The 12,652-nt window shown below is 39.6% G+C and carries 9 protein-coding genes; all 9 read left to right on the top strand.

The window, feature by feature from the left end:
- Window positions 1–56 precede the first annotated feature (56 nt).
- A complete protein-coding gene (locus tag AWM73_RS04225; RefSeq protein WP_060778219.1) occupies window positions 57–1,538 on the top strand; it encodes an aldehyde dehydrogenase family protein in 1,482 nt (493 codons plus the stop codon).
- Window positions 1,539–1,740: 202 nt separating this feature from the next.
- Window positions 1,741–3,531, top strand: a complete 1,791-nt coding sequence (recQ, locus tag AWM73_RS04230; RefSeq protein WP_060778220.1) for a DNA helicase RecQ — start codon at window positions 1,741–1,743, stop codon at window positions 3,529–3,531.
- A 14-nt stretch (window positions 3,532–3,545) separates the two neighbouring features.
- Window positions 3,546–4,457: a tRNA pseudouridine(55) synthase TruB gene (gene truB, locus AWM73_RS04235; protein ID WP_060778221.1), complete on the top strand. Its 912-nt coding sequence runs from the start codon at window positions 3,546–3,548 to the stop codon at window positions 4,455–4,457.
- Window positions 4,458–4,484: 27 nt separating this feature from the next.
- Window positions 4,485–5,441: a riboflavin biosynthesis protein RibF gene (gene ribF / locus AWM73_RS04240; RefSeq protein ID WP_060778222.1), complete on the top strand. Its 957-nt coding sequence runs from the start codon at window positions 4,485–4,487 to the stop codon at window positions 5,439–5,441.
- A 301-nt stretch (window positions 5,442–5,742) separates the two neighbouring features.
- Window positions 5,743–6,813 carry a heat-inducible transcriptional repressor HrcA gene (gene hrcA, locus AWM73_RS04245; RefSeq protein WP_060778223.1) on the top strand — a complete coding sequence of 357 codons (1,071 nt, stop codon included), beginning with the start codon at window positions 5,743–5,745 and terminating at the stop codon, window positions 6,811–6,813.
- Window positions 6,814–6,817: 4 nt separating this feature from the next.
- Window positions 6,818–7,486 carry a nucleotide exchange factor GrpE gene (grpE, locus tag AWM73_RS04250; protein WP_082702854.1) on the top strand — a complete coding sequence of 223 codons (669 nt, stop codon included), beginning with the start codon at window positions 6,818–6,820 and terminating at the stop codon, window positions 7,484–7,486.
- 21 nt (window positions 7,487–7,507) lie between these two features.
- Window positions 7,508–9,328 (top strand): molecular chaperone DnaK, encoded by a 1,821-nt coding sequence (gene dnaK / locus AWM73_RS04255; protein WP_060778224.1) that lies wholly within the window; start codon window positions 7,508–7,510, stop codon window positions 9,326–9,328.
- Window positions 9,329–9,399: 71 nt separating this feature from the next.
- Window positions 9,400–10,560: a molecular chaperone DnaJ gene (dnaJ, locus tag AWM73_RS04260; RefSeq protein WP_060778225.1), complete on the top strand. Its 1,161-nt coding sequence runs from the start codon at window positions 9,400–9,402 to the stop codon at window positions 10,558–10,560.
- Between the two features lie 217 nt (window positions 10,561–10,777).
- Window positions 10,778–12,598, top strand: coding sequence for a translation elongation factor 4 (lepA, locus tag AWM73_RS04265; protein WP_174519259.1), 1,821 nt, complete (start codon window positions 10,778–10,780; stop codon window positions 12,596–12,598).
- Window positions 12,599–12,652 lie beyond the last annotated feature (54 nt).

Raw genomic sequence — 12,652 nt, forward strand, 5'->3', positions numbered from 1 at the left:
TTAGGTATACTGAGATTACATTTTTAACTGTATTCTGAAATGAAAGGGAGATAACAATGGATATAAAAGACCTTAAACTTGAAAAGCGTTATCAATTGTTAATCAATGGTGAATGGACTAATGGCAGTGGTCAAGAGACCATTGAAGATTATAGCCCGGCAAATGGCGAAAAATTAGCTGAAATTACCGATGCCACTGAGGAAGATGTTAATCAAGCCGTTGTAGCTGCCCGCCGAGCCTTTCCTAAATGGGGAAGAACGGATGTCAAAGAAAGAGCCCAAATTCTTAATCAGATTGCTGATCTTATCGAAGCTAACCAAGAGCGTCTGGCTCTAATTGAAACCATGGATAATGGTAAGCCGATTCGAGAAACCCAAGGAGCTGATATTCCTTTAGCGGCTGATCATTTTCGTTACTTTGCTAGTGTTATTCGTAGCGAAGAAGATCACTTTAAAATGCTTGACGACAATACTTTATCCATGGTCCTACGGGAACCGATTGGTGTTGTCGGACAGATTATCCCTTGGAACTTTCCCTTTTTAATGGCAGCTTGGAAAATAGCGCCAGCCTTAGCAGCAGGGGATACTATTGTATTAAAACCATCCTCTTCTACTTCTCTAAGCATTTTAGAGTTAGCTAAGTTAATCAATGATCTCTTACCCAAGGGCGTTTTAAATATTATTACTGGGAGTGGTTCAAAGAGTGGGGAATACCTTCAACATCATCCAGATATTGATAAAATTGCCTTTACTGGGTCAACCTCTGTGGGCCGTCAAGTAGGGATTTCAGCCGCTGAAAATCTTATCCCAGCTACCCTGGAATTAGGAGGAAAATCGGCCAATATTTTCTTTGAAGATATGGATATGGAACAAGCCTTAGAGGGCGCTCAATTAGGAATTCTTTTCAACCAAGGGGAAGTCTGCTCAGCAGGTTCGCGTATTTTAGTCCAAGAATCGATTTATGATGAATTTATCGGTCGCTTGAAAGAAGAATTTAAGAAAGTAAAAGTTGGCTTACCTTGGGAAAAAGAAACCCAATTAGGCGCTCAAGCTAGTCAAGCCCAACATCAAAAGGTGAGCGAATATATCCAAGTGGCTTTAGATGAAGGAGCTGAAATTATAACCGGTGGCCATTCAGCTTCAGAAGGAGACCTTGAAAAGGGCTATTATTTCCAACCAACTTTACTCTTAGCAGATAATTCTATGCGGGTGGCTCGAGAAGAAATCTTTGGTCCCGTTGCTACTGTGATTAAATTCAAAGATGTCGACGATGCCATCCGTATTGCTAATGATAGTGATTATGGTTTAGCAGGCGGTGTTTTCACTAAAAACTTAGACACAGCCTTTAAGGTAGCTCGTGGAGTAAGAACAGGACGAATTTGGATTAATACCTATAATAGCTTTGAAGCCGGGGCACCGTTTGGTGGCTATAAGGATTCAGGTATTGGCCGAGAAACCCATAAAATAATTCTCAATGCCTATACCCAAGCGAAAAATATCTATATTAATTTCGCTGATGGCAGATCGGGAATGTATTAATCATTGGCTCACTTGATCTATGCAGAGCTAGTAAAGCTAATTAAACATTAAATCAATAAAGGCTAGAAATTGCTACTTCACTTGTTCAAGAGACAAGGCCTAGTACTTCTAGTCTTTTTTCTTTGCAGCAAAAACGTGAAATATTCCTATGCTACTTGAAAATTTGTTATAATGAATGGACGTGATGGAGAGGGAGGTCTTTATGCAGATTGAGCAAGATTTAGAAAAATATTTTGGCTATAAAACTTTTCGTCCTGGACAAAAGGAACTTATTGAGAGTATTTTGACTGGTCGCGATAGTTTGGGGATTCTACCCACTGGCGGGGGCAAATCAATTTGCTATCAATTACCTGCTTTAATCTTACCTGGTATTACTTTAGTAATCTCTCCTTTAATATCATTAATGAAGGACCAAGTAGATAGTCTTAACGAGCATGGTATTCATAGTGTTTATCTCAACTCCAGTCTATCCAGTGAAGATTATTTTGCTGTGCTGGATAGGATTAACTCTGGACAAGTCAAGCTGATTTATGTATCACCAGAAAGATTAAAGAGCGAGTCTTTTCTACAATTAGCTAATGACTTACCCTTAGATCAAATAGCCATTGATGAAGCCCACTGTGTTTCCCAATGGGGACACGACTTTAGAGCCTCTTACCGAGAAATTGCTACTTTTATTGATCAATTAAGTGAGCGGCCAGTCGTTTCTGCCTTTACAGCCACAGCTACCAATCGGGTTCAAGAGGATATTATTCATCAATTGGCTCTTGAGAACCCCTATGTCCTCATTAATTCCTTTGATCGTCCCAATCTGACCTTTGAGGTTATGGAACCAGAATCAAAGAAGAAGACTGTAATTGATTTAATAGATAAAGAAGAAGCAGCTATCATTTATGCTTCTTCTCGAAAAACTGTTGACCGTTTGAGTGAATGGTTAAGAGACCAAGGCCTACCGGTGAGCGCTTATCATGCGGGAATGAGTCCAGCAGACCGTATGGCTTCGCAAAATGACTTCATCTATGAGCGTACTAATATTATTGTGGCAACCAATGCCTTTGGGATGGGAATTGATAAACCTGATGTTCGGCAGGTGATCCATTACAACTTGCCCACTAATTTAGAGAGTTACTACCAAGAAGCAGGCCGGGCAGGCAGAGACGGCTTGCCGGCTAGAGCTATTCTTCTCTACAGCCCCAAGGATATCTTGACCGCAAAATTTTTGATTAGTCAAAGCAATGATCCCACTAGTGAAGGTCGCTTAAATGATATGATTAATTATGCAACGACCTCTTCCTGCTTGAGACAACACATTTTAGCCTACTTCGGTCAGGAAGCTCCTGACCATTGCCAAAATTGCTCCAATTGTTTGCAGCAAGTCAAAAAGGTTGATGTCAGCCGAGAAGGACAAATGATCCTCTCTTGTATTGTTAGAATGGCTTATCCTTATGGCATGACCCTAGTCACAGATGTCTTAAAAGGAAAAAAACTTCAAAAAATTAAGGACAAACATTTTGACCAATTATCAACCTACGCTTTATTAAAAGATATGAATGTGCAAACAATTAAGAATATTATTTCTCAATTAATTTCTGAAGGGGCCTTGGCGGTTAATGAATATAAGGGACTTAGTCTTACGGAAAAGGCGCTCCCAATTCTAAAAGGAAATAAGTGCCTTTATATCAAAGAATCTGCCTATATTCGATCAGAAAATAAAACGAAGATTAGTCAGAAAGCTCAATCACTGACTGATCATTTATCGCCAGAAGATGAAGAATTATTTGAAGCACTTCGTGAATTACGCTATAGTTTAGCTAGTGAAGAAAATGTCCCTGCCTATATTATTTTTAATAACCAGAGTCTCCTTGATATGGTGGAAATAAAGCCTAAGAACTATCAGGAATTTCTTGATATTAGCGGAGTAGGTCCAGTAAAGGCAGATAAATATGCAGATGACTTCTGTCAGTTAATTGAAGATTTTGTAAGTATTAAATAATAGGAGGTGAAGCCATGGATGGCATAATTCCTTTATGGAAGGAAAGAGGGATGACTAGTCACGATTGTGTCAATGCCTTACGTAAATTGTTAAAGACCAGACGGGTGGGCCATACCGGTACCTTGGATCCCAATGTGAGCGGCGTATTACCAATTTGTGTGAATAAGGCGACAAAAATGGCTAATTGGATCACTGATAAGGAAAAGGTCTATCAAGGAGAAATTACCCTAGGCTTTCAAACAGAAACAGAAGATTTGGACGGGGAAATTGTTCGTCAAACACCTGTCAAAGAAGCTGTCGATGGACAGCTTATTCAAAAAGCTATGGATAGCATGTTAGGCACAATTACTCAAGTCCCTCCCATGTATTCTGCTGTCAAGGTCAATGGTCGTAAGCTATATGAATATGCTCGCAAGGGTGAAGAAGTAGAGCGCCCTAAAAGAAAGGTTCAAGTTTATAAATTTGACTTAGTAGAGCCTTGTCTTTACGACAAAGACCAGCAACTTCAAACCTTTCATTTCCGTGTTCGCTGTGGCAAGGGCACCTATGTGAGGACCCTAGCATCTGATCTAGGGAAAAAATTAGGCTTTGCTGCGACCATGACCGACCTTACGCGCATAGCTTCTAGTCCCTTTACCCAATCACAATGCTTTACTTTATCTGAAATTGAAGATCAAATTAGTCAAGGAAAAAATGATTTTATTTTTCCCATCGATTTTTTGATCCAAGACTTAGCTCATATTGAGATTAGTGGCCAATTAGAAAAACTCGTCAGCAATGGAGCAGTTCTAAACAAAAATAATTTGGCCGAAGAACATCGAGACCAATTGCCGGTGGCTTTTTATGGCCAGCAAGGACTTATAGCTATTTATGGACAACATCCCAGTGATGAAGAACAAATGAAACCGTTAAGAATGCTAATATAACTGATGACTTTAACAATGAGGTGTCTTATGCAAGTAATAACCATTCATCATCCCATAGACCAGAATCTTAAAAATAATGAGGGCATCGTTTTAGCTTTGGGTTTTTTTGATGGCGTCCATCGTGGCCATCAAGCAGTGATTAAAGCTGCAAGGAAGGAAGCCTTCAAACGCAAGCTTCCATTAGCTGTGATGACATTTAATATTTCACCTTTAATTGTTAATCAAAACCTTCACCCTAATCAAATGAAGTACCTGACTCAAAATCAAGAAAAGATGCTTTTACTTGAGAAATTTGGGGTAGACCGGGTTTACTTAGTTGATTATACCAGCGCTTTTTCTAATCAAAGTCCTAAAGCTTTCGTGGATAATTATCTGGTTGGCTTAAATGCTAAGGTAGTTGTTGCGGGCTTCGATTATACCTATGGAGCTAAAGCCATAGCCAATATGAAAAACTTACCAGACTATGCTGAAGATCGCTTCAAAATTATTGAAGTCCCCGTATTGAATGAAAATAATAATAAAATTGCTTCCAAACATATTCGCAAGGAACTGACCGAGGGATCGCTGGAAGAAGCTAACCAGGCTCTGGGCTATCCTTATTTCTTCCGTGGTTTAGTCATTAATGGCTTTAAACGTGGTCGTACCCTAGGCTTTCCAACGGCTAATATCTTTACCCAGGTCAGTACTTTAATTCCCAAAGTCGGTGTTTATTTGGTTCAATGTCAAATCAACCATCAGCTATTCTGGGGGATGGCTTCCATTGGATATAATGTCACTTTTGGTGATGATAATGACAAGACCATTGAAATTAACTTGTTTGATTTTGAGTCAGAAATTTATGGTGAAGAAATGCTGGTCTTTTGGTACGAATATTTACGAGGTGAAAAGAAGTTTTCCAGTGTAGAGGCTATGGTGGAACAGTTGAATCAAGATAAAAGTGACTGTCTAAGTCGTCTACAAAAATATGAAAATTATCAAAATTAAATTCTCTAAAAGTTGGTGTCAATTTTGCCAACTTTTTTTATTTTGTCATTTTTGTATGAGGCTAGGGACCGATCCAAGGTAAACGTTGAGTCGCTAGTAAGTCATCACTGCGTTACTACTAAGTAAGGGCTATCTATTAACTTTTCTATGAAATTGTTTTGCTAAAGGTCAAAATAGGAATTGGAATAACTAGGAAATTCTTTGAAAAACAGTTTGACTTTTATTGACATATGCACTTAACCATGTTAGTATATAGGTATGTTAGCAGAAGGAGCTGTCAAGTGCTAAAAGAGGTGATAAGATGTTAAGTAAAAGACAGATTATTGTTTTAAAAGCGATTATTGACGCCTATAGTCAAAGTGAGGAACCGATTGGCTCTAAATCGATTCTAAAACTGACTGGCCTTGAGGCAAGTTCTGCAACTATTAGAAATGATATGGCAAAACTTGAAAAACTTGATTTGATTAAAAAGATGCACTCTTCTTCCGGAAGAGTTCCCACTGAAGCCGGCTATCGTTTCTACATTAATTATATTCTTCCCAAGAACGGTGGAATTATCGATAGTGGATTAAGTGAAGCGGAAAATGAAAAGGTGAGTGAAATATTTCAATCACCTTACTTGGCCTTAGATGAAATTGTCAATCGCTCAACTGAACTTTTAGCTGAGCTAACTAACTATGTGGCGATTTCTTTAGGACCTGACGCTTACCATTATCATTTAGCTGGCTTTCGCTTTGTACCGGTAACTAGCCGGCAAGTGATGCTTGTCTTAGTGACAGAAGAAGGAACAGTGGAAACGCAAATCTATCGTTTGCCAGACAGTGTATCTATGGAAGCTTTAGAGGATATGGCAAATATTATTAACCGTGATTTAATTGGTTTAAGTCTTCCTAGCGTTCTTGTACGCCTTAAAAGTAACTATATGTCCTATTTTGATGAATCAATTCGACGTTTACTTTATGAAGGAAGTATAATCGAAGATTTACTTAAAAAAATGGATGCCTCACGCGTCTTTGTTAAAGGTAAGGCAAATCTTTATAACCATCTCTATCAAAGTGATGCTTATCAACAGGTAGAGAATTTAAACCGTCTATTTGCTAATCCTAACTTATTAGATACACTCATTGATCCGGGTGATCAAGGGATTCAAGTGAAGGTGGGTAAGGATATGCAGGCTGATGGCCTCAATCATTTATCTATTATGGCTACCAATTTTGTTGGTGGTAATAATGACCAACAAACGATTTCTGTGGCTATTCTCGGCCCAGAAAATATGTCTTACCTGCGTATGGCTCAACTATTTCAAGGTGTGAGACTACAGCTCAATCACTATATCGATTCATATTATAAAAATGATAAAGAGGAGGGGTAAACAGATGAGCAAAGTTCATGATAAGAACAATCAGGATGTTGACCCAGAAAATATACATGAAGATGAAAAGTCAGTCCAGGATAAAAACAAGGCTCAAGATTTGGAACAAAATCAAAATAATAAAGCCGATGTCGATAAGGATAATGAGTCAGAAAACCTGGCTGATGATGAGAAAAATAAAATCGCAGATGAAGATAAAGAAGTCCATGAGAATGATAAAGATAGTGAACTTCAAAGTATAAAGAAAGAACTTGAAGAAAAAAATGATCAAATTCTTCGCTTATCTGCGGAAATTAAGAATATTCAAAGAAGAAATAATAAGGAAAGACAAGATGCTGCGAAGTACCGTTCCCAACATTTAGCTGAAAAACTCTTAGGTGCAGTTGATAACTTAGAACGGGCCTTGACTATTGAAGCAGATGATGAAGCGAGTCGCAGTATGAAACGCGGCATTGAAATGGTATTGGAAAGTATTCAAAGTGCCTTTAATGATGAAGAAATTAAAGCGATTGATCCTAAAGGCGAAAAGTTCGATCCTAACTTCCACCAATCTGTTTCATCTGTTCCTGCCAATGATGGTCAAGAATCAGATACTATAGTTGAAGTCTATCAAAAAGGCTATGTCATCAAAGACCGTGTCTTAAGACCAGCTATGGTAGTCGTTGCACAATAATAAAAAAGGAGATAATAAATAATGAGTAAAATTATAGGAATTGACTTAGGAACTACAAATTCTGCCGTTTCAGTATTAGAAGGTGGAGAACCAGTAATTATTACTAACCCAGAAGGCAATCGTACTTCACCCTCTGTAGTAGCTTTTAAAGATGGCGAAATTCAAGTAGGAGAAGTCGCTAAACGCCAAATGGTGACAAATCCAAATACAGTGGCTTCGATTAAACGTCATATGGGGGAATCCGGTTACAAGGTTCATGTCAATGACAAAGATTACACCCCCGAAGAAATTTCTGCTATGATCTTACAATACCTAAAAGGCTACGCTGAAGATTACTTAGGAGAAAGTGTAAGTAAAGCTGTTATTACTGTTCCAGCTTACTTTAATGACGCCCAACGTCAAGCAACCAAAGATGCTGGTAAAATTGCCGGCTTAGAAGTTGAACGGATTGTTAACGAACCTACTGCAGCTGCTTTAGCTTATGGTTTAGACAAAGATGATAAAGACGAACAAATCCTAGTCTTTGACCTAGGTGGCGGGACCTTTGACGTTTCTGTCTTAGAACTCGGTGACGGTGTCTTTGAAGTATTATCTACTGCCGGTGATAATAAATTAGGTGGGGATGACTTTGACCAACGCATTGTGGATTACTTAGTTGAAGAATTTAAGAAGGATAATGGGATCGATCTTTCCAATGACAAAATGGCTATGCAACGTCTAAAAGATGCTGCAGAAAAAGCGAAAAAAGATTTATCCGGAGTTACCTCTACACAAATCAGCTTACCATTCATCTCTGCCGGTGAAAGTGGTCCATTACACTTAGAATTAACTTTAACTCGGGCAAAATTCAACGAACTTACTGATGACTTAGTTGACCGGACCACTAAACCTGTTCAACAAGCCTTAGCTGATGCTGACTTATCCAAATCAGATATTGACCAAGTGATTTTAGTTGGTGGTTCTACTCGTATTCCTGCAGTGGTTGACCATGTTAAAGAATTAACTGGCCAAGACCCACACCGTGGTGTTAACCCTGATGAAGTGGTTGCTATGGGTGCTGCTATTCAAGGTGGTGTGATTACTGGTGACGTTAAAGACGTTGTCTTACTCGATGTTACGCCACTATCCTTAGGTATTGAAACCATGGGTGGAGTCTTCACCAAATTAATTGATCGGAATACGACTATCCCAACCTCTAAATCCCAAGTCTTTTCAACGGCTGCAGATAACCAACCTGCTGTAGATATTCATGTCTTACAAGGTGAACGTCCTATGGCTGCTGATAACAAGACTTTAGGTCGTTTCCAATTAACTGATATTAACCCAGCTCCTCGTGGTGTCCCTCAAATTGAAGTGAAATTTGATATTGACAAAAACGGGATCGTTAATGTTTCAGCCACAGATAAAGGCACCGGTAAGGAACAAGCGATTACCATTCAATCCAATTCTGGTTTAACCGATGAAGAAATTGACCGCATGATGAAAGATGCTGAAGCTAACGCTGAAGAAGATAACAAGCGTAAAGAAGAAGCAGAATTGAAGAATGAAGTTGAACAAATCATCCATCAAACTGAAAAAACTACTAAAGATGTTGAAGGTAAAGCGGATCAAGCAGATATTGATAAAGCCAACCAATTAAAAGATGAACTAAAGGCCGCTCAAGAAGCTGGAAATACTGATGAGATGAAGGCTAAGAAGGACGAATTAATGGAAGTTCTTCAACAATTAACGGTAAAACTTTACGAAGCTAACCAAGCAGAAGGCCAAAGTGAAAATCAAGATAATAATGATGATGATGGTACTGTTGAAGGTGACTTCGAGGAAGTAAATGACGATAAATAATCGACTATAGTAGGCTTGTCCCTGTCTTAAGGCAGGGACAAACTATTGTATCGAGGATAAGGGGGTAAAATATGGCTAAAGGAGATTACTATGACATTTTAGGTGTCAGTAAAGACGCCAGCCAGAAAGATATCAAGCGTGCTTACCGTAAACTAGCAAAAAAATACCATCCTGACTTAAACCATGATCCCGGTGCTGAAGAAAAATATAAAGAAGTAACGGAAGCATATGAAGTTTTAAGTGATGAAAACAAACGAAAACAATACGATCAGTTTGGTCATGCTGGTGCAAATGGTGGCTTCGGTGGCTTTGGCAATGGAAGTTATCAATCTTACTCAGGACAAGGTTTCTCTGGCTTTGAAGATATCTTTGATCAGTTCTTTGGTGGTCAAGGTGGCTTCGGTGGCTTTGGCTCGTCTGCTAGTCAACGGTCTAGGACTGCACCTCGCCGTGGGGACGACTTACAATACACCATGGATTTAAGCTTTGAAGAAGCAATCTTTGGTAAAGAAGAAACCATTTCCTATAAACGCGAAGAAGCTTGCCAGGTTTGTGAAGGCTCTGGTGCTAAGCCGGGAACGTCCAAGAAAACTTGTCCAACCTGTAATGGCCAAGGGGTAGTTCAACAAGTAAGAAATACCCCATTTGGACAAATGGCTAGTCAAACCACCTGTAGCCAGTGTCAAGGTGAAGGTAAGATTATCGAAGACCCATGTACTAATTGCCAAGGAAGCGGTCGAGAAGAGAAGACCCATACGGTTAAAGTGAAGGTTCCAGCCGGTGTAGAAGATGGGCAATCGATACGTCTTTCCGGACAAGGTTCAGCTGGCTACAATAAGGGGCCAGCCGGTGACCTCTATGTGGTCTTCCGGGTAGCTAAAAGTAATATCTTCCAAAGAAAAGGGTCGCAAATCAGTATTGACTTGCCTCTAAACTTTGCCCAAGCTGCTCTGGGTGATGAAGTTGAGGTTCCAACCGTTCACGGCAAAGTGAACCTTAAAATTCCTGCTGGTACACAAAGTGGCGATACCATCCGTTTACGTGGCAAAGGCGCCCCAGTATTAAACCGTGACCGCAATGGAGACCAATTGGTCAATATTAAGATCATTACACCTAAACATCTCAATGACAAACAAAAGGCAGCTCTTCGCGACTATGCTAAGGCATCAGGGAATAATGTCACTGAAGAAGAGAAGAATTTCTTTGATAAAATTAAAGATGCCTTTTCATAAGCAAATGAGGTTGAACTTTTTAACTGATTTTAGTCATCTAAAAACCGTAATCTTCTGCCTAGGAAGGTTACGGTTTTTGCTCTAGCTTTACTAGAACTTTTTTAACGCTTTGTTTTAGATATCATCTGATCTCTGGATGGCTATATGTTATAATGAAGGGTGAACTCTTTATAGATTAGATAAGGAAGTGAGCAAACGAGTGACAAAAGCAATTGATATGAATGATTTAAAAGAAAGACAGAAACGCATTAGAAATTTTTCGATTGTGGCCCATATTGACCACGGTAAGTCAACCTTAGCTGACCGTATTTTGCAAAAAACTGGGACGGTTTCTGACCGGGAAATGCATGATCAACTACTAGATTCCATGGATTTAGAGCAAGAACGTGGCATCACTATTAAACTAAATGCCGTTGAATTAGAGTACCAAGCAGAAGATGGCCAAGAATATATCTTCCATTTGATCGATACTCCTGGACACGTCGATTTTGCCTATGAAGTATCACGGAGTCTGCAAGCCTGTGAAGGGGCGCTTTTGGTGGTTGATGCGGCTCAGGGGATTGAAGCTCAAACTTTGGCAAATGCTTATTTAGCAGTGGATAATGATTTAGAGTTAGTGCCAGTCATCAATAAGATCGATCTACCTGCAGCTAATCCTGAATATGTCAGAACTGAAATTGAGGATATTATTGGTATTGATGCCAGCGAGGCGGTCTTGTGTAGTGCTAAGACTGGGATTGGTATTGAGGAAATCCTGGAACAAATTGTAACTAAAATACCTGCTCCCCAAGGGGATATCGAAGCACCTCTCCAGGCATTGATTTTCGACTCCGTCTATGATTCTTATCGGGGAGTCGTTTTGAGTGTGCGAATTGAAAACGGCATAGTAAAACCTGGCGATACCATTGAATTGATGAGTAATGGTAAGCAGTTTGATGTCACTGACCTAGGAATTATGTCGCCTCACCCCATTAGTCGGGATTATTTAATGGCAGGGGATGTTGGCTATATTACTGCAAGTATCAAGACTATCCAAGATACTAAGGTGGGCGATACTGTGACTTTAGCGGATCGTCCTGCAGCAGAAGCTTTACCTGGTTATCGTCCCATGATGCCTATGGTATATAGTGGTCTATATCCGGTAGATTCTGCTGATTATGTTGCGCTTAGAGAAGCCTTAGAAAAGCTGCAATTAAATGACGCCTCTCTAACCTTTGAGCCGGAATCTTCTCAAGCTTTAGGTTTTGGCTATCGGTGTGGTTTCTTAGGTATGCTCCATATGGATGTTACTCAAGAACGACTCGAACGTGATTTCAATCTTGATTTAATCATGACTGCACCATCGGTTATTTACCATGTTTATAAAACCGATGGGGAAATGGTAGAAGTCTCCAATCCTTCTGAAATGCCAGATAATACCCAAATTGATTGGATTGAAGAGCCTTACGTCCGTGCTGAAATTATGGTACCTAAGGATTTTGTTGGAAATGTCATGGAACTTGCCCAACAAAAGCGAGGGAATTTTATCAACATGGAATACCTGGATGATATTCGAGTAAACATTATTTATGAAATGCCCCTGAATGAAGTGATTTTTGACTTCTTTGACCGTCTAAAATCCGGCACCAAGGGCTATGCTTCGCTTGACTATCAACTGATTGGTTATCAAAAGAGCAATTTAGTCAAACTCGATATCTTACTGAGCGGAGAACCTGTCGACGCCTTGAGTACTATCGTCCACCGTGATTTTGCCTATGATCGCGGGCGTAAACTAGCCGAAAAATTAAAAGAAGTGATTCCCCGGCAAATGTTTGAAGTGCCTGTTCAAGCAGCTATTGGCAATAAAATTATTGCCCGTACCACGATCAAAGCTTACCGAAAAGATGTTACTGCCAAGTTATACGGTGGGGACGTCACCAGAAGACAGAAGCTGTTGAAGAAACAAAAAGAAGGTAAGAAGCGCATGAAGGCAGTAGGATCTGTTGAAGTGCCTCAGGAAGCCTTCCTGGCCATCTTGGATATGGATGATGAGAAATAGAGTTAAAGAAAAAAGACTGCTTGGGCGGTCTTTTTTCACATGAAGAATTAAACT

The sequence above is a fragment of the Aerococcus urinae genome, assembly GCF_001543175.1.
Classification (GTDB): Bacteria; Bacillota; Bacilli; order Lactobacillales; family Aerococcaceae; genus Aerococcus; species Aerococcus urinae.